17 protein-coding genes and 1 pseudogene are annotated in these 17,135 nt (G+C 74.2%); 7 read left to right on the forward strand and 11 right to left on the reverse strand.

Annotated elements, in window-relative coordinates; translation table 11 throughout:
- Positions 1 to 77 precede the first annotated feature (77 nt).
- From ADK55_RS25795 to ADK55_RS25820, 6 genes are read left to right on the forward strand one after another with little or no spacing between them, the layout of a single operon-like run.
- Positions 78 to 1,424: an ADP-ribosylglycohydrolase family protein gene (locus ADK55_RS25795; protein ID WP_078999413.1), complete on the forward strand. Its 1,347-nt coding sequence runs from the start codon at positions 78 to 80 to the stop codon at positions 1,422 to 1,424.
- Positions 1,421 to 2,575, forward strand: a complete 1,155-nt coding sequence (locus ADK55_RS25800; protein ID WP_053682193.1) for an ADP-ribosylglycohydrolase family protein — start codon at positions 1,421 to 1,423, stop codon at positions 2,573 to 2,575. The genes ADK55_RS25795 and ADK55_RS25800 overlap by 4 nt, the downstream gene beginning before the upstream one ends.
- Positions 2,572 to 4,020: an ADP-ribosylglycohydrolase family protein gene (locus tag ADK55_RS25805; protein WP_053682194.1), complete on the forward strand. Its 1,449-nt coding sequence runs from the start codon at positions 2,572 to 2,574 to the stop codon at positions 4,018 to 4,020. Before ADK55_RS25800 ends, ADK55_RS25805 begins: the two co-directional genes overlap by 4 nt.
- On the forward strand, positions 4,017 to 4,982 hold the full coding sequence (gene rbsK, locus ADK55_RS25810) for a ribokinase (RefSeq protein ID WP_078999404.1): 966 nt from the start codon (positions 4,017 to 4,019) through the stop codon (positions 4,980 to 4,982). The genes ADK55_RS25805 and rbsK overlap by 4 nt, the downstream gene beginning before the upstream one ends.
- The gene (locus ADK55_RS25815) at positions 4,979 to 6,232 is read left to right on the forward strand and encodes a CaiB/BaiF CoA transferase family protein (protein WP_078999406.1); all 1,254 of its coding nucleotides are present in this window, start codon (positions 4,979 to 4,981) and stop codon (positions 6,230 to 6,232) included. The genes rbsK and ADK55_RS25815 overlap by 4 nt, the downstream gene beginning before the upstream one ends.
- Positions 6,229 to 7,044 (forward strand): HpcH/HpaI aldolase/citrate lyase family protein, encoded by an 816-nt coding sequence (locus tag ADK55_RS25820; RefSeq protein ID WP_053682195.1) that lies wholly within the window; start codon positions 6,229 to 6,231, stop codon positions 7,042 to 7,044. Before ADK55_RS25815 ends, ADK55_RS25820 begins: the two co-directional genes overlap by 4 nt.
- Before the next feature lie 81 nt (positions 7,045 to 7,125).
- Here ADK55_RS25820 and lgt read toward each other — a convergent pair whose 3' ends face one another.
- The 11 genes and pseudogenes from lgt to hisI form a co-directional block, all read right to left on the reverse strand.
- Positions 7,126 to 8,184 carry a prolipoprotein diacylglyceryl transferase gene (gene lgt / locus ADK55_RS25825; RefSeq protein ID WP_053682196.1) on the reverse strand — a complete coding sequence of 353 codons (1,059 nt, stop codon included), beginning with the start codon at positions 8,182 to 8,184 and terminating at the stop codon, positions 7,126 to 7,128.
- A 337-nt stretch (positions 8,185 to 8,521) separates the two neighbouring features.
- Positions 8,522 to 9,313 (reverse strand): annotated as a pseudogene (locus tag ADK55_RS25830) (thioredoxin domain-containing protein); the annotation flags it as partial.
- A gap of 95 nt (positions 9,314 to 9,408) precedes the next feature.
- Positions 9,409 to 10,248, reverse strand: coding sequence for a tryptophan synthase subunit alpha (gene trpA, locus ADK55_RS25835; RefSeq protein WP_053682198.1), 840 nt, complete (start codon positions 10,246 to 10,248; stop codon positions 9,409 to 9,411).
- Complete coding sequence (gene trpB / locus ADK55_RS25840; RefSeq protein ID WP_053682199.1) at positions 10,245 to 11,519, reverse strand: tryptophan synthase subunit beta; 1,275 nt, start codon at positions 11,517 to 11,519, stop codon at positions 10,245 to 10,247. Before trpB ends, trpA begins: the two co-directional genes overlap by 4 nt.
- 193 nt (positions 11,520 to 11,712) lie before the next feature.
- On the reverse strand, positions 11,713 to 11,922 hold the full coding sequence (trpM, locus tag ADK55_RS25845) for a tryptophan biosynthesis modulator TrpM (RefSeq protein ID WP_053682200.1): 210 nt from the start codon (positions 11,920 to 11,922) through the stop codon (positions 11,713 to 11,715).
- Positions 11,923 to 11,930: 8 nt separating this feature from the next.
- Positions 11,931 to 12,740, reverse strand: a complete 810-nt coding sequence (trpC, locus tag ADK55_RS25850; RefSeq protein WP_053682201.1) for an indole-3-glycerol phosphate synthase TrpC — start codon at positions 12,738 to 12,740, stop codon at positions 11,931 to 11,933.
- A gap of 174 nt (positions 12,741 to 12,914) precedes the next feature.
- Positions 12,915 to 13,421 carry a DUF2752 domain-containing protein gene (locus ADK55_RS25855; protein ID WP_078999409.1) on the reverse strand — a complete coding sequence of 169 codons (507 nt, stop codon included), beginning with the start codon at positions 13,419 to 13,421 and terminating at the stop codon, positions 12,915 to 12,917.
- 56 nt (positions 13,422 to 13,477) lie between these two features.
- Positions 13,478 to 13,729: an HGxxPAAW family protein gene (locus ADK55_RS25860; RefSeq protein WP_053682202.1), complete on the reverse strand. Its 252-nt coding sequence runs from the start codon at positions 13,727 to 13,729 to the stop codon at positions 13,478 to 13,480.
- Positions 13,730 to 13,828: 99 nt separating this feature from the next.
- Positions 13,829 to 14,494: a TIGR02234 family membrane protein gene (locus ADK55_RS25865; RefSeq protein ID WP_053682203.1), complete on the reverse strand. Its 666-nt coding sequence runs from the start codon at positions 14,492 to 14,494 to the stop codon at positions 13,829 to 13,831.
- A 14-nt stretch (positions 14,495 to 14,508) separates the two neighbouring features.
- Entirely contained in the window at positions 14,509 to 15,999 is a 1,491-nt protein-coding gene (locus tag ADK55_RS25870) for an anthranilate synthase component I (RefSeq protein WP_053682204.1), read from the reverse strand.
- Positions 16,000 to 16,014: 15 nt separating this feature from the next.
- Positions 16,015 to 16,371 (reverse strand): phosphoribosyl-AMP cyclohydrolase, encoded by a 357-nt coding sequence (gene hisI, locus ADK55_RS25875; protein WP_053682235.1) that lies wholly within the window; start codon positions 16,369 to 16,371, stop codon positions 16,015 to 16,017.
- 92 nt (positions 16,372 to 16,463) lie between these two features.
- Here hisI and ADK55_RS25880 point away from each other — a divergent pair, with 92 nt between their 5' ends.
- Positions 16,464 to 17,096 carry a TIGR03085 family metal-binding protein gene (locus ADK55_RS25880; protein ID WP_053682236.1) on the forward strand — a complete coding sequence of 211 codons (633 nt, stop codon included), beginning with the start codon at positions 16,464 to 16,466 and terminating at the stop codon, positions 17,094 to 17,096.
- The last annotated feature ends 39 nt before the right edge of the window (positions 17,097 to 17,135 follow it).

The following is a 17,135-nucleotide window of genomic DNA, read 5'->3' on the forward strand; positions in this document are numbered from 1 at the left end:
CCCCCCCCGCCCTCGCCGCCCCCGTCCCCGTCCCCGTCGCCACCCTCGTGCCCGTTCCCGTCTCCGTCCCCCTCCTCGTGCCCGTTCCCGTCCCGGGCGCCGCGGTCCCACCCGCAGGACTCGGGGGGCCGCCCGCGCCGGGCACGGTCGCGGGCCGGGGCCCCCGGGGCGGGCACCTCCCGGTCGAGGCGCCGCACCCGGGGCCGCGCACCACCGCCCTCGCCGCCCCGCCCCCCGCGGAGGCGACCGGCACCGCCTCCACCCCGGAGGGGCCGAGCGGGCCGCGCCGTATCGAGGGGCTCCTCCTCGGTCTCGCCGCGGGCGACGCGGCCGGCTGGCCCGCCGCCCGGCACCGGGCCAGCCGGATGCCCGAGTGGACCCGCCGCCTGACCCGCGAGCTCGACACCTTCGCCGAGCAGAACGCCACCACCACGCTCCCCGTCCCGATCGCCCTCAACCAGCCCCCGGAACCACTGCGCCTGGGCCCGTCCGACGACGCCGAGTGGGCCGCGTTCGCCGCCGAGTCCGTGCTGACGGCCGCCGGGGTGCTGCTCAGCGACCTCAGCCGGTCCCGCCGGATGCGGGCGGCCATCGACCTGGCGTGGAACGCCCTGGCCTCCGAGGTCGCGGCGGCGGCCGAGCGCGCCCCCGAGGTCGAGTCGGCCGTACTGCCCCTGCGCGCCCGGATCTCCGTCCGCGCCGGCCTCGGCAACCTCGCCGCCGGCCTGCGCCCGCCCGCCACCGGCCACGACAACCCGCACTACTTCGACGACGCCGCCTGCGTCCGCGCCTGTGTCCTGGCCGTCGTCCACCCCGGGGACCCCCGCGCCGCGGCCGACCTCGCGGAGTTCGACGCCCGGTACACCCAGGACGGCGACGGGGTGCACGGCGCCCGCGCCATGGCCGCCGCCATCGCCACCGCCCTCGGCGGCGCGGACACCGACGCCGCCGTGGACGCCGCTCTCGCACAGCTGCCCGCCTCCACCGAGATCGGCCGCAACGCCCGTCACGCCGTCGAACTCGCCCGCGCCGATCCGGACGGAGGCGCCTTCGCCATCGTCCCGCTGCTGGAACACCAGATCGTCGACCACGTGTACAGCTACGGAATCGCCGCCGCCGAAACCGTCCCGGTCGCCCTCGCCCTGGCCACCGCGGCTCGCGGCAAGGTCTCCGAGGCCGTCCCGGCGGCCGCCTGTCTCTCCCGTGTCGCCGACTCCGCCCCCGCCCTGGCCGGCGCCCTCGCCGGCGCCCTCGGGGGCGGCGACTCCCTCCCGCCCGCCTGGCGCGAGGCCTGCCGCACCCTGTCCGGCTGCGCGCTGCCCCGCCTGGCCGGCACCGATCTCGTCGAACTCGCCGCGCTGCTCACCCGTACGGAGCTCACCTCCCCCAAAAACCCCAACGCCCAAGGGATGATTCGGACATGACGCACGCTCCCCTCTCCCTCGACGACCGCGTGGCCGGCTCCCTGATCGGCGCCGCCGTCGGCGACGCCCTGGGAGGTCCGGTGGAGGGCTGGTCCCCGGACCGGATCGTCGAACGGCACGGCGGCCGGGTCCACGGCATCGTCGGCCCCTGGTACGAGGACTGGCGCACCGCCCGCCCCATCGCGCCTTACCACAAGGGCGACGGGCACGTCACCGACGACACCCTCATGACGCACGCGCTGGTCCGGGTCTACGAGAGCGTGCGGGACCACCTGGACGCGTACGCGGTCGCCGACCACCTCGTCCCGGACCTCATGACGAACCCCCGTTGGATCCCGGAACTCGAAGCCGAGGCCCTGCCCCTCCAGCGGATCTTTCTGGCCGAGAAGTGGATCGTGACCCGGATCCACTACGCCCACGCGGACCCCCGCGAGGCCGGCGCCGGCAACATCGTCAACTGTGGCGCCGCGATGTACATGGCCCCGGTCGGGCTCGTCAACGCGGGCCATCCGGCGGCCGCGTACGCGGAGGCGCTGGACGTCGCGGGCGCGCACCAGTCCTCGTACGGCAGGGAGGCGGCGGGCGTGTTCGCCGCCGCGGTGGCGGCGGCGTGCGTACCGGGCGCGAGCGCGGCCTCGGTCGTCGAGACGGCCCTGTCGCTGGCGAAGGACGGCACCCGGGAGGCCATCGCGGCGGTGTGCGACGTGGCCGCGCGCCACCGGGACTTCGAGTCGGCGCTGGCCCCCCTGCGGGTGGCGGTGGCCCCGTACGACTCGGTGGGCCCGGACTACCGCACACCCTCGCTCGGCGCCCGGCGGCCCTCGCGGCTGCACTCGATCGAGGAACTCCCCGTCGCGCTCGGCATGCTGCTGGTGGCCGACGGGGCGTACGAGGCGTCCGTGCTCGGGGCGGTCAACTACGGCCGGGACTGCGACTCCATCGCCACCATGGCTGGGGCGATGGCCGGCGCCCTGGGCGGCGAGGCCGTGGTCCCCGCCGGCTGGGCGAAGCAGGTGGCGGAGGCCAGCCGGCTGGACCTGCACGCGCCGGCGGCCGCGCTGGCGACGGTGGCCCGGGAGGTCTTCGACCGCGACCGGGAGCGGCGCCGCGCCCACGAGGCGGCCTTCGCCGAGATCGCGACGCCGCGGTGACCGGGCCCGCGGCGTGCGCGGTGCGCCTGACCTGGGTCCAGCCGGAGGACCTGGTCGGGCACGAGTTCCGTCAGGCGGCGGAGGACGGGCGCGAGGCGCGGCCGCTGCTGCGCGCCTGGCTCGACGCGGGGGGCCGTGCGGCCCCGGCCCGCGCCGGCGCCTCGGCCGCTGCCGCGCCGCCGGAGCTGCGCGCCCTGGCCGGTCGTCTGCTGGCCGAACTCGCCGCCCTGCCCTCGCCGCTGGCCGCCGACGAGCCGGAGACCTGGCCCGCCATCCGCTCCACCTGGCCCCCGGCTCCCCCACCGACCCGCCCCGACGGCCGACCCCGGCCCGAACCCCTGCCGGCCACCCTCACCGACCGCCCCGCGCCATCGCCGCCGGCGGCCCGCCCCGACGTCGCCCGCCTGGAGGCCGCCTGGCTCGGGCGGGCCGTCGGGTGCCTGCTCGGCAAGCCCGTCGAGAAGCTCCCCCTGGACGGGATCCGGGCCCTGGCCCGCGCCACCGGCAACTGGCCACTGTCCGACTGGTTCACCGCCCGCGGCGTCCCGCCGGAGCTGCTGGCCGCGCATCCCTGGAACCGCAGGTCCGCCCCGACCTCCCTCGCCGAGAACATCGACGGCATGCCCGAGGACGACGACCTCAACTACCCCCTGCTGAACCTGCTCCTGCTCCAGCGCCACGGCAAGTCCTTCACCACCGCCGACGTCGCACGGCTCTGGCTCGACGAACTCCCCGCCGGCCGGACCTTCACCGCCGAGCGCGTCGCCTACCGCAACCTCCTCCAGGGCCTGGAGCCCCCCGCGTGCGCCACCCACCACAACCCGTTCCGCGAGTGGATCGGCGCCCTCATCCGGGCCGACGTCCACGGCTGGACCAACCCCGGCGACCCGGTGGCCGCCGCGGCCCAGGCCCACCGGGACGCCGCCCTCACCCACACCGGCAACGGGATCTACGCGGCCCTCTTCACCGCCGCCGCCATCGCCGAGGCGGCCGGCGGCCGGTGTGACGTGCACGGCGCGCTGCGGGCCGGGCTGGCCGTCGTACCGCCCCGCTCGCGCCTGGCCGGGGCGGTCCGCCTCGGCATCGACGAGGCGGGCCGCCACCGCGACTTCGACCGGGTCGTGGACGTCCTCCACGCCCGCTACGACCACCACCACTGGGTCCACTCCCTCCCGAACACGGCCCTGATCGCGGCGGCGCTCACCCACGCCGACGGCGACTTCACCCGGTCGGTCTGCAACGCCGTGTCCGGCGGCTGGGACACCGACTCCAACGGCGCCACCGCCGGTTCCCTCGCCGGGCTCCTCACCGGATCGCCCGAGCGGCTCCCGCGGCGTTGGACCGCGCCGCTGGGCAACCGTCTCGCCACCAGCGTGCCCGGTTTCGACGGCGTCGGCTTCGACACCCTCGCCCACCTCACCGCTCAGGAGGCAGCCCGCTCATGACGGCCATCGCCGTGCTCGGCAGTACGAACATGGATCTCGTCGCCTACGTCTCCAAGGCGCCTCGCCTCGGGGAGACCGTCACCGGCCGCGCGTTCCACACGGTCCCCGGCGGCAAGGGCGCCAACCAGGCCGTGGCCGCCGCCCGCCTCGGCGGCGAGGTGGTGATGATCGGCGCGGTCGGCGCGGACGAGTTCGGCGTACGGTTGCGCTCCGCGCTCGCCGCGGCCGGCGTGGAGACGGCCGCCCTGCGCACGGTGGAGGGGGCCAGCGGCACCGCCCACATCACCGTCGACGACGAGGGCGCGAACAGCATCGTCGTCATCCCCGGCGCCAACGCCCGCGTCACCGGGCTGGAGGTGGGCGACGACTCCCGGATCGGCTCGGCCGACTCCCTGCTCCTGCAACTCGAACTCCCCCTGGAGGCCGTGATCGCCGGCGCCCGCGCCGCCCGCGCCCACGGTGTCCGTACGATCCTCACCCCGGCGCCCGCCCGGCCCCTGCCCGCCGAACTCCTCGACGTCACCGACCTCCTGGTGCCCAACGAGCACGAGGCGGCGACCCTCACCGGGCTCACCGACCCGTACCGGGCCGCCGAGGCGCTCCTGCGCAGCGTGCCGCAGGTGGTGATCACCCTCGGTGGGGCCGGGGTGCTGTTCGCCGCACGGGGGCGCGAGCCGCTGGCTCTGCCGGCGATCCGGGTCCGGGCCGTGGACACCACCGCCGCCGGCGACACCTTCGTCGGGGCGCTCGCCGTGGCCGTCGGGGAGGGCCGTCCGATGCCCGGGGCGCTGCGCTGGGCCTCGGCGGCGGCGGCGCTGTCCGTGCAACGGCCCGGCGCCCAGGACTCGATGCCGACCCGGTCCGAGACGGACGCCTTCGCCGCGACCGCCCCCGACACCGGCCCCGAGCCCGGAGGCGGGACCACCGCGGCGGCCGGCCGAGCCACCGGGGGCGCCTCGTGACCCGGACACCCCACCGCGCGCCCGCGACCCGGCCCGCCACCACCCCCGGCCCGGTCGCCGACGCCACCGGTCCCCTCGCCGGACTGCGCGTCCTGGACCTGGCCACCCTCTTCGCCGGCCCGCTGGCGGCCACCCTCCTCGGGGACTTCGGCGCGGAGGTCGTCAAGGTCGAGCACCCGGTCCGTCCCGACCCCTCGCGCGGACACGGTCCCGCCAAGGACGGGGTCGGCCTCTGGTGGAAGCTGCTCGGTCGCAACAAGCGGACGATGACCCTCGACCTGTCCGCTCCCGGCGGGCGGGACACCCTGCTCCGCCTCGCCGCCGGCGCCGACGTGATCATCGAGAACTTCCGCCCCGGCACCTTGGAGAAGTGGGGCCTGGGCTGGCCGGAGTTGTCCGCCGCCAACCCGCGGCTGGTGCTGGCCCGTGTGACGGCCTTCGGTCAGCACGGCCCGTACGCCCACCGCCCCGGCTTCGGCACCCTCGCCGAGGCCATGAGCGGTTTCGCCGCGATCACCGGGGAACCGGACGGCCCCCCGACCCTGCCGCCGTTCGGGCTCGCCGACTCCGTCGCCGCGCTGACCACCGCGTACGCCGTGATGACGGCGTTGGCCGGCCGGGACCGCACCGGGCAGGGGCAGGTGGTGGACCTGGCCATCATCGAGCCGATCCTGACGGTGCTGGGTCCGCACCCGCTCTGGTACGACCAGCTCGGTTTCGTCCAGCCGCGCACGGGCAACCGCTCCACCAACAACGCGCCCCGCAACACCTACCGCAGCGCGGACGGGCGTTGGCTGGCCGTGTCCACCTCGGCGCAGTCCATCGCGGAGCGCGTGATGCGGCTGGTCGGTCGACCGGAGTTGATCGCGGAGCCCTGGTTCGCGACGGGCTCCGGCCGGGCCGCCCACGCGGGGGTGCTCGACGAGGCGGTCGGCGGTTGGATCGCCCGGTACAAGGCGGAGGAGGTGATCGCCGCGTTCGAGGACGCCCAGGCGGCGGTCGCGCTGGTCTACGACGTACGGGACGTCATGGCCGATCCGCAGTACGCCGCGCTCGACACGATCACCGAGGTGGAGGACCCGGAACTCGGGCCGCTCCGCATGCAGAACGTGCTCTTCCGGCTGTCCGGCACCCCGGGTGCCATCCGCTGGGCGGGCCGCCCCCACGGCGCGGACACCGAGGCCGTCCTCACCGAACTCGGCCTGACCGAGGCCGAGATCACCGCACTCGCGAAGGACGGAGTCCTGTGATCCTTACTTGGCTGTACGCTCCCGGCGACCGCCCCGAGGTGGTCTGGAAGGCCCTGCACTCGGGGGCCGACTCCGTCATCGTCGACCTGGAGGACGGGGTCTCGGCCTCCCGCAAGGAGTACGCGCGGGCCGCGACGGCCGAACTGCTCGCCGACCGGCCGCCGGTGCCCGTGCAGGTCCGGGTCAACGCCCTGGACTCGCCGTGGGCCGGCGCCGACCTCAGCGCCCTGACCGGGCTCCGGGGGCTGTCGGCGCTGCGGCTGCCGAAGATCGCCGCCCCCGAGCAGATCACCGCCGTCGCGAACCGCACCGGCGGCGTGGCCCTGTACGCGCTGCTGGAATCGGCCCTGGGCGTGGAGCGGGCGTACGAGATCGCGCGCGCCCACCCGGCCCTGCACGGCCTCTCCCTCGGCGAGGCGGACCTGCGGGCCGACCTGAACGTCAGCGCCGAGGCGGGCCTGGACTGGCCGCGCTCACGGGTGGTGGTCGCGGCGCGGGCCGCGGGTCTGGTCGCGCCCGCGCAGTCGGTGTTCCCCGACATCCGGGACCTGGAGGCGCTGGCCGTCTCCTGCGCGCGCGGCCGGGCCCTCGGGTTCCTCGGCCGGGCCGCGATCCACCCGCGCCAGCTCCCGGTGATCGAACGGGCCTACGTGCCCGGCCCGGAAGAGGTCAGCGCCGCCGAGGAGATCGTCACCGCCGCCCGGGCCACTCCGGGCGCGCTGGCCCTCCCCGACGGCCGGTTCGTGGACCCGGCCGTGGTCGCGGCCGCCCACCGCACCCTGACCCTCTCCCGGCGCGGCGACCGGGTCTAGGTCCTGCCGGGCAACGCAGTGGGGTGCCGCGCTGAGCGCGGCACCCCACTGCGTCGATCACGGACCCCCGGTCCGGACCGGTCAGACCTTCTTGGCCTCGGAGGCCGTCTCGGAAGCCGTCCCCGAGGCCGACTCCGCGTCCGCCCGCTCGGCGTCCTTCGGCTCGGTGTCCCTCGGCGCGCTCTCGGCCTTGACGAGGCTCGGCGTCTTGTCCCCGGCCACGCTCTTCGCCTCCGCGTCCGTCGCGTCGGCGTCCTTCACGTCGGCGTCCTTCGGTTCGGCGTCCGCGGCGTCGATCGGGGTCTTCGCGTCCCCGGCGGCGGGACCGCGGTCCGGCTCCACGATCTCCTCGCGGCCCGGCCGCAGCTTCGCGGACAGCACCAGGTAGATCACGGCCAGCAGGAAGACCACGATCGAGGTCCACACGTTCAGCCGCAGGCCGAGGATGTGGTGTGCCTCGTCGACGCGCATGTACTCGATCCAGCTGCGGCCGACGCAGTACGCGGCCACGTACAGGGCGAAGGCCCGGCCGTGTCCCAGCTTGAAGCGGCGGTCGGCCCAGATCACCAGCACGGCGACGCCGACGCACCACAGGGACTCGTACAGGAAGGTGGGGTGATAGGTCCCCGCGACCCGGTTCGGGCCCTCGCTGATCTTCACCGCCCACGGCAGGTCGGTGGCGCGGCCGTAGAGCTCCTGGTTGAACCAGTTGCCCCAGCGTCCGAAGGCCTGGGCCAGCGCGATGCCGGGGGCCAGGGCGTCGGCCCAGGCCGGCAGCGGGATGCCGCGGAGTCGACAGCCGATCCAGGCGCCCACGGCGCCCAGCGCGATGGCGCCCCAGATGCCGAGGCCGCCTTCCCAGATCTTGAAGGCGTCGACCCAGTTGCGGCCCTCGCCGAAGTAGAGCTGGTAATCGGTGATGACGTGGTAGAGGCGACCGCCGACAAGGCCGAAAGGCACCGCCCACACGGCGATGTCCGCGACCGTGCCCGGCTTTCCGCCGCGCGCGATCCAGCGCCTGTTGCCGAGCCAGACGGCGACGAAGACGCCGATGATGATGCAGAACGCGTAGCCGCGGAGCGGGATCGGTCCGAGATGGATCACGCCGGTCGACGGGCTGGGGATATAGGCAAGTTCCATGGCAGGACCGACGCTACCCTGCCGGGCGGTGCAGACCGCAACCCGCCCGGCAACCTCGGCTGAATCGATACAGGGACGCCACGCCTTCCCCGGGGGCCTCTCAGTCCTCGCCGGCCCCCCGGGAGACGGAAGCGGAACCGGCGGAACCGGCCTGGCTCCCCGCCGTCGAGCCCGACCGCGACGAGGAACCGTTCGAGGAGGACCTGTTCGAGGAGGATCCGGTCGACGTCGAGGACGACAGCCCGGACGAAGAAGAAGAGGAGGACGAGGAGGAGGACGAGGCCTTCGACCCGTTCTTGCCCGTCCCGGAGGCCTTCGGGCTCGGGGCGGCCGACCCGCCCTTCGCCGCTGCCTCCACCTGCGCCTTCAGCTTCTGCGGGGTCAGCGGATTCGCCTGGTCGGCGAAGATGTCCTTCCCGTCGAGGAGGATCGTCGGGGTGCCCCGGAACTTCCCGGCGCGGAACGCCTCCTGCGACTTGCCGGCCCAGGCGTTGTGCGTGCCCTTCTCGACGCAGGCGCGGAACTCGGGGGTGTCGAGCCCCTCCACCTTCCCGGCCAGCTCCAGCAGCTTGGCGTTCTTGCCGTAGGCGTCGTCGACCTCCTCGGGCTGGTTCTGGAAGAGGACGTCGTGGTACGCGGGGAACTTCCCGGCGTCCTGGGCGCACGCGGCGGCGTTGGCCGCCTTGAGGGAGCCGGTGCCGCCCATGTTCCCGTCGATCAGCGTGACCAGGTGGTAGTCGACCTTGAGCTGTCCCTTCGCCTCCAGCTCGTGGACGGTGGCCCGGTAGTTGTCCTCGAAGGCCTTGCAGGCCGGGCAGCGGAAGTCCTCCCAGACGGTCAGGGTGGACGTGGCCGCGTCCTTGCCCGTCCGGATCGCGAGCGCGTCCTTGCCCACGGCCCCGGACGGGGCGACCACCGGGCCCTTGGCGGAGTCGCCCGATTTCCCGGTGTTGGCCGCGATCAGGCCGACAACGGCGGCCAGACCGAGTACGCCGACCACCGCCGCCGCCACGATCAGGGTCCGTCGGCGCTTGTCCCGGGTCTTCTGCCGCTCGCGCTCCACGAGGAGTCGCTCCCGGGCCGATCGTTTCGTCGCATCGCGGTTCGCACCGTCGTTCTTGTCGCTCACGTTCGGCCAAACGAAGCGGGGAGGCACTCTCGTGCCTCCCCGCTCCCACTTCCACCCGATCGGGCTACAGAACCCCGCTCGGGGCCCGTCCGGCGTCAGGACCTGCGTACGCCTTCCGCAAGCTCGGCCGCCAGCGCCCGCACCCCGGCGAGCCCGCTCCGCGGGTCCGGCGCGTCCAGCAGCACCTTCACGAAGGCCGAGCCGACGATCACCCCGTCGGCGAAGGCGGCGACCTCCTTCGCCTGAGCGGCGTTGGAGACGCCCAGACCGACGCAGACCGGGAGGCCGCGCCGGGCGCCCGGGGTGGCGCGGGTCCGCTCGACGAGGGCCTGCGCCTCGTTGCCGACGGACGCGCGGGTGCCGGTGACGCCCATCAGGGAGGCCGCGTAGACGAAGCCCGAGCCGGCCTCGGTGATGGTGGCCAGGCGGGCGTCCCGGCTGCTGGGGGCCACGACGAAGACGGTCGCCAGACCGTGCTTGGCCGCGTGCTCGCGCCACAGCGCGGACTCCTGGACCGGCAGGTCGGGCAGGATGCAGCCAGCGCCGCCCGCCGCGGCGAGCTCGGCGGCGAACCGCTCGACGCCGTAGCGGTCGATGGGGTTCCAGTACGTCATCACCAGGATCGGGACCCCGGTGGCCTCGTGGGCCTCGCGCACGGTCCGCATCACGTCGGCGATCTTGACTCCGCCGCGCAGGGCGATGTCGTCGGCGGTCTGGATGACCGGGCCGTCCAGGACCGGGTCGCTGTGCGGCAGGCCGATCTCGACGACGTCCGCGCCGCCCGCGATGACGGCCTTGACCGCCTCGATGCCGCCGTCGACGGTCGGGAAGCCGGCCGGGAGGTAGGCGACGAGGGCGGCACGGTCCTCGGACTTCGCCTTCGCGAGGGTCGCGGTGAGCAGTTCGATGTTGCCGGTCCCGTGCGTGGTGCTCACTTGTCGTCCCCCTCGGAGAACTCGTTCTCGGCGACTTCGCCGTCGGTGTCGTACAGGTCGAAGTACCGCGCGGCCGTGTCCATGTCCTTGTCGCCGCGACCGGACAGGTTGACGACGATCAGGCCGTCCGGGCCCAGTTCCCGGCCCAGGTCGAGGGCGCCCGCGAGGGCGTGCGCGGACTCGATCGCCGGGATGATGCCCTCCGTGCGGGAGAGCAGGCGCAGGGCCTGCATGGCGGCGTCGTCGGTGACCGCCCGGTACTCGCCGCGGCCGGTGTCCTTGAGGTAGGAGTGCTCCGGGCCGATGCCCGGGTAGTCCAGGCCCGCCGAGATCGAGTACGGCTCGGTGATCTGGCCCTCCTCGTCCTGGAGGACGTAGGAGCGGGAGCCGTGCAGGATGCCGGGCTCGCCCGCGGTGAGCGTGGCGGCGTGCTCCCCGGTCTCGACGCCGTGTCCGGCGGGCTCGAAGCCGACCAGGCGGACGCCGGCGTCCGGGATGAAGGCGTGGAACAGGCCGATGGCGTTGGAGCCGCCGCCGACGCAGGCCGCGACCGCGTCGGGCAGCCGTCCGACGCGCTCCAGGATCTGGCGGCGGGCCTCGACGCCGATGACCCGGTGGAAGTCGCGGACCATCGCGGGGAAGGGGTGGGGGCCGGCGACCGTGCCGAAGAGGTAGTGGGTGCGGTCGACGTTGGCCACCCAGTCGCGGAAGGCCTCGTTGATGGCGTCCTTGAGGGTCCGGGAGCCGGACTTCACCGCGATGACCTCGGCGCCCAACATGCGCATCCGGGCCACGTTCAGGGCCTGGCGCTGCGTGTCGATCTCGCCCATGTAAATGGTGCAGTCGAGGCCGAAGAGTGCGCAGGCGGTGGCGGTGGCCACGCCGTGCTGGCCGGCTCCGGTCTCGGCGATGACGCGGGTCTTGCCCATGCGCTTGGTGAGCAGTGCCTGGCCCAGCACGTTGTTGATCTTGTGCGAGCCGGTGTGGTTGAGGTCCTCGCGCTTGAGGAAGATCCGCGCGCCGCCCGCGTGCTCGGCGAACCGGGGCACCTCGGTGAGGGAGCTGGGCCGGCCGGTGTAGTTGACCATGAGCTCGTCGAGCTCGGCCGCGAAGGCCGGGTCGCTCTTGGCCTTCTCGTACTCGACGGCGACCTCGTCCACGGCGGCCACGAGGGCCTCCGGGATGAACTTGCCGCCGAAGTCGCCGAAGTAGCCCTCGGCGTTGGGGACGTGACCCTCGGGGTCCGGGATGAAGAACGAGCTGGTGGACATGGCCACTACTCCTACGGGGTGCGACGGGAGGACTTCACCGTATTGCGCCGCCTGCCCGCACCACGCGCACCCCGCTGAGGGGTGGGGAGGGTACGGACGGAGCGACCCGCGCCCGGAGCCGGCGGCTCGGGGCGGCGGGCCGTACGGGACCACCCGGCGGGTACGCGGGGTACCGGACGGGGCGTGGTCTTCGTTACGGCGCCGAGGCGCCGCGCCATCGCATGCCGTTGACCTGGCCCGGCTCGGAGCCGATCACGTAGCGCACCCGTCGCCCGTGCACGCGCCGGGCCGGGGCACGGCAGCCGCGGGGGCGGCAGCCGCGCGCCAGCGGCGCGTGCGTCGTCGGCACGGCGGCCGGGCCGGGGCCCGGTCGGGTGCGGACGAAGGAGCGGAAGGGCGGCACGGGAGGGGTCAGCTCCGCCCGTGGCGCAGGGCGGGGTGGGCGCCGGCGGCGACGAGGTCGGCCACGGCCGCCTTCGGGTCGCGTCCGGTGACCAGGGACTCCCCGACGAGGACGGCGTCGGCGCCCTCGTTGGCGTAGGCGATCAGGTCGTGCGGTCCGCGGATGCCGGACTCGGCGATCTTCACGATGTGGTCGGGGATCTCCTGGACGACGCGCTCGAAGGTGGAGCGGTCGACCTTGAGGTCCTTGAGGTTGCGCGCGTTGACACCGATGATCTTGGCTCCGGCGGCGACGGCGCGCTCGACCTCCTCCTCGTCGTGGACCTCGACGAGCGGGGTCAGACCGATGGTCTGGGCGCGCTCGATGAGGGAGACCAGGGCCTCCTGCTCCAGGGCCGCGACGATCAGCAGGGCGAGGTCGGCGCCGTAGGCGCGGGCCTCCCAGAGCTGGTAGGCCGTGACGATGAAGTCCTTGCGCAGGATCGGGATGTCCACGCGGGCGCGGACGGCCTCCAGGTCGGCCAGCGAGCCGCCGAAACGGCGCTGCTCGGTGAGGACGGAGATGACCGCCGCACCGCCCGCCTCGTAGTCGGCGGCGAGCGCGGCCGGATCGGCGATGGCGGCCAGCGCGCCCTTGGACGGGCTGGAGCGCTTGACCTCGCAGATCACCTTGACGCTGTCGCCGCGCAGGGCCGCGACACCGTCCTTGGCCTGGGGCGCCTTGGCGGCACGCTCCTTGAGCTCGTCGAGGCTCACGCGGGCCTGCCGTTCGGCAAGGTCTTCGCGGACCCCTTCGATGATCTCGTCGAGCACACTCACGCGAGCGGCCCCCTTCCGGGTCGATGACGGTCGGCCGCCTCACAGACACGTATCACTGCAAGGTCGGCACACTCAAATGGTATCCGCAGGTCGCCGCGGCCTCCGCACGGACGTCGCCGTTTCCCAGGGACTGGACAGTCGGAATGCGGGCTTCCTCCGGCTGTCGCACGGTCCTCAGGGGGCCAGGGCCGCCCCGAACGGGAGATTGCGGACCATCGCGAAAACCAGCATCAGGGATCCGAGAACCCACCAGTACGCCGGCTTCAGGTCGATCCGCGGGGCCGGGGCGCCGCGCCAGGCCCGGACCAGCCACACGGCGGTGAACGCCGCGAAAAGCACGTAGCCGGCGACCGCCGCCGCGTTCGCGCCGAGGGCGGTGAGCAGGTCGCCCCGCGCGAAGGCGTGGGCGCTGCGCAGCCCGCCGCAGCCGGGGCACAGGATGCCCGTCAGCCGGAACAGCGGGCAGACCGGGTAGTGCCCGGGTTCGTTGGGGTCGACCGCGCCCACGTACGCGAAGGCGGCGACCACCCCGGCCAGGGTGAGGACGGGAACGGCCATCGTCCGGGCCCGGGAGGCCCGCACCGGGGCGGGCGGGGCGTACGGAGGCAACGGGGGCCCGGGGGCGGGGTGCGGGGCGGGAGGGGTGCGGGAGGCGTCCACGCGCCGATTCTCTCCGGTCATGACAAAAGGCGCAGCCCGACAGGGCCGCGCCTTCCGCTTCTCCCGGTCCGCGTGCGTCAGACGCTCGCGGGGACCTTGGACGCGGCGATGACCTCGGCGAGGTCCTTGTGGGCGGCCTTCGGAGCGCCCATGCCGGCGGCCTTCATCGCCATCCCGACGACACCGCCGAGGACGACGACGCCCAGGCCGGCGTAGAACCCGAGCGGGTTCGCGAGCACCATGAAGGCGCCGGAGACGCAGAAACCGATGAAGGCGATGATGACACCGGTCCAGGCGGCCGGGGTGTGTCCGTGGCTCGTGCCCGCCATGAGTTGCTCCTCGTTGCTCTGTCGCACGTCACGTGCTGTGTCGAACGCTCGGTGCCCATTGTCCCGCACCGGACGCGGCGCTCGCTCACGGGGGTCCCGTCAGCGGGTGGGGTCCTCGCCTCGGTCCAGAGCCTTCCACAGGTCCTCGGGCCGGTCCGGGTCCACGGGCGCGGGAGTCCGGGTGCGGGGGCTGCCGTCGCGTTCGTAGCGGCCGCCCATCGCGGGCCAACTCCGGCCGAAGCGCAGGGCCAGGAGGCCGGCCAGCAGGATCAGGGCCCCGCCGACGGCGGTGACGTACGGCCACGCCGTATGGGTGAGCCCGACCACCTGGGCCGCGGTGTCCGCGGTGGTCCTGGCGGCCTGTTCGTCCAGGGCCCGGTGGTCGTCGGCGGCGAACACGGCCGCCAGGGCGGCGCCCAGACCGCTCAGCGCGAGCAGTCCGGACACCAGCCGCCGGCTCCTGCCGCGGACGGCGAAGACGGCGACCAGGGCGGCGAGGGCGACGATCGCCAGGGCGGCGGGCAGGCCGGTGACGGCCCGCCCGTCGGCGCTCAGCGGCAGCGAACCACCGCCGACGGCCGCCCGGCCCTGGGCCCAGACGCGGCCGGAGGCGAGCAGCACGACGGTGGCGCCGAGCGCGCCGAACAGCAGGGCGACGGCCACGCTGCGGCGGCCGGCGCCGCTCTCGGGCCTCGGCGGGGCCTCTTCGGTCCCGGGGGCGGCGGCATCGTTTCGGGGCGGGGGTACGGCACTCACGCACCCCACTATCCCCTACGTCCTCAGCCGCGGTGGAGGCGGTTCGCCGCTCCCACCGCGCGGAGCACCGCGGCGGCCTTGTTGCGGCATTCGAGGTCCTCCAGCTCGGGCACCGAATCCGCCACGACCCCCGCGCCGGCCTGGACGTACGCCGTCCCGTCGCGCAGCAGCGCCGTGCGGATGGCGATGGCCGTGTCGGAGTCCCCGGCGAAGTCGAGGTAGCCGACGCAACCGCCGTACAGCCCGCGGCGGGAGGGTTCAAGCTCCTCGATGATCTGCATGGCGCGCGGCTTGGGCGCGCCCGAGAGGGTGCCGGCGGGGAAGCAGGCGGTGAGCACGTCGAAGGCGGTCTTGCCCTCGGCGAGCCGGCCGGTGACGGTGGAGACGATGTGCATCACGTGGGAGTAGCGCTCGATCGACATGAAGTCGACGACCTCCACCGACCCCGGGGCGCAGACCCGGCCCAGGTCGTTGCGGCCGAGGTCGACGAGCATCAGGTGCTCGGCGCGCTCCTTGGGGTCCGCCATCAGCTCTTCGGCGAGGTCGTTGTCCTTCTGCGGGGTGGCCCCGCGGTGCCGGGTGCCGGCGATGGGGTGGACCATGGCCCGGCCGTCCTCGACCTTGACCAGCGCCTCGGGGCTGGACCCGACCACGTCGAAGCCGTTCTCGAAGCGGAAGAGGTACATGTACGGGGAGGGGTTGGTGGCCCGCAGCACCCGGTAGACGTCGAGCGCGGAGGCCTCGCAGGGCGTCTCGAACCGCTGCGAGGGCACCACCTGGAAGGCCTCGCCGGCCCGGATGCGTTCCTTCACGTCCTCCACGGCCGCCTGGTACTTCTCGCCGCCCCACAGGGCGGAGAACTCCGGCAGCTCGGAGACGGGCAGCGGGGTGGGTACGTACGGGGCGGGCCGCGCGAGGTCGGCCTCCATGGCGTCGAGGCGGGCGACCGCGTTCGCGTACGCCTCGTCCACGCCCGTGTCGAGGTCGTTGTGGTTGATGGCGTTGGCGATGAGCTGGACCGTGCCGTCCCAGTGGTCCATGACGGCCAGGTCGGAGGTGAGCAGCATCGTCAGCTCGGGCAGCTCCAGGTCGTCGGCGGTGTGCTCGCCGATGCGCTCCAGGCGGCGGACGATGTCGTAGCCGAGGTAGCCGACCATGCCGCCGGTGAAGGGCGGCATTCCGCCGGCGATGTCGCGGGGGGTGTGCAGGGCCTCGACGGTGGCGCGCAGGGCCTCCAGCGGGTCGCCGTCCGTGGGTACCCCGACGGGCGGGGTGCCGATCCAGTGGGCCCGGCCGTCGCGGACGGTCAGGGTGGAGTCGCTGCGGACGCCGACGAAGGAGTAGCGGGACCAGGAGCGGCCGTTCTCGGCGGACTCCAGGAGGAAGGTTCCGGGGCGTTCGGCGGCCAACTTGCGGTAGAGCCCCACGGGCGTGTCGCCGTCGGCCAGCAGTTTGCGGCTGACGGGGATGACGCGGCGGTCGACGGCGAGCTTGCGGAACGTCTCGAGATCCATGGCGTGGAACCCTACCTATTCGGTGTCGCCGAGGAGGACATCGGCGTCGAAGCACGTACGGGCGCCGGTGTGACAGGCGGCCCCGACCTGGTCGACCTTCACGAGGAGGGTGTCGGCGTCGCAGTCGAGGGCGACGGACTTCACGTGCTGGAAGTGGCCGGAGGTGTCTCCCTTGACCCAGTACTCCCCGCGGCTGCGGGACCAGTACGTGCAGCGCCCGGTGGTCAGGGTCCGGTGCAGGGCCTCGTCGTCCATCCAGCCGAGCATGAGCACCTCACCGGTGTCGTACTGCTGGGCGATGGCCGGAACCAGACCGTCCGCGGAGCGCTTGAGACGGGCGGCGATGGCGGGGTCGAGGGAGGTCGTACTCATGAGGCCATTGTGCCGGGAGAAGGCGGCGATCACGGAGCGCCGTCCACCTGATGGGCGGGCGCGCGACGGGTTCCGGCCGTAGGCTGGCCCGCATGTCTACCCATGCGAAGCGTGAACGACTGCTCCTGGCCGACCTGTTGGAGTCGGCGGGGCCGGAGGCGCCGACGCTGTGCGACGGCTGGCGCGCCCGGGAACTCGCGGCGCACGTGGTCGTCCGCGAACGCCGCCCGGACGCGGCGGGCGGTCTCCTGCTGGACGTGCTGAAGACCCGGCTGGACAAGGTGATGGAGGAGTACGCGGCCAAGCCGTACGAGGAACTGATCCAGTTGATCCGTACCGGCCCGCCGAAGATGTCCCTCTACTCCCTGAAGCAGATCGACGAGGCGGCCAACGCGGTGGAGTTCTACGTCCACGCGGAGGACGTCCGGCGGGCCCGGCCCGACTGGTCGCCGCGGGCGCTGGACCCCGTGTTCTCGGACTCCCTCTGGTCCCGCCTGGAGAAGCTGGCCCGGCTGACGGGCCGCCGCTCCCCGGTGGGGCTGGTCCTGCGCCGCCCGAACGGCCAGACGACGGTGGCGCACAAAGGCACCCCGGTGGTGACGGTCACGGGCGAGCCGGGCGAACTCACGCTGTTCTGCTTCGGCCGCCAGTCCTCGGCGGCGGTGGAGCTGGACGGTCCGGCGGAGGCCGTCGCGAAGCTGACGACGGCGCGGCTGGGCCTGTAGCGCCCGGCGGGCGTGTGCGGGGCCGCCGGGTCGGCGGAG

The sequence above is a fragment of the Streptomyces sp. WM4235 genome, assembly GCF_001279725.1.
Lineage (GTDB): Bacteria > Actinomycetota > Actinomycetes > Streptomycetales > Streptomycetaceae > Streptomyces.

What these genes read in the sequence shown, in the direction of transcription:
- rbsK (WP_078999404.1), top strand. Translation starts at nt 4,017, where the DNA reads ATGACGGCCATCGCCGTGCTCGGCAGTACGAACATGGATCTCGTCGCC.
- ADK55_RS25860 (WP_053682202.1), bottom strand. Translation starts at nt 13,729, where the DNA reads ATGGCGGGCACGAGCCACGGACACACCCCGGCCGCCTGGACCGGTGTC.
- ADK55_RS25870 (WP_053682204.1), bottom strand. Translation starts at nt 15,999, where the DNA reads ATGGATCTCGAGACGTTCCGCAAGCTCGCCGTCGACCGCCGCGTCATC.
- ADK55_RS25800 (WP_053682193.1), top strand. Translation starts at nt 1,421, where the DNA reads ATGACGCACGCTCCCCTCTCCCTCGACGACCGCGTGGCCGGCTCCCTG.
- lgt (WP_053682196.1), bottom strand. Translation starts at nt 8,184, where the DNA reads ATGGAACTTGCCTATATCCCCAGCCCGTCGACCGGCGTGATCCATCTC.
- hisI (WP_053682235.1), bottom strand. Translation starts at nt 16,371, where the DNA reads ATGAGTACGACCTCCCTCGACCCCGCCATCGCCGCCCGTCTCAAGCGC.
- ADK55_RS25855 (WP_078999409.1), bottom strand. Translation starts at nt 13,421, where the DNA reads ATGACCGGAGAGAATCGGCGCGTGGACGCCTCCCGCACCCCTCCCGCC.
- ADK55_RS25880 (WP_053682236.1), top strand. Translation starts at nt 16,464, where the DNA reads ATGTCTACCCATGCGAAGCGTGAACGACTGCTCCTGGCCGACCTGTTG.
- trpB (WP_053682199.1), bottom strand. Translation starts at nt 11,519, where the DNA reads ATGTCCACCAGCTCGTTCTTCATCCCGGACCCCGAGGGTCACGTCCCC.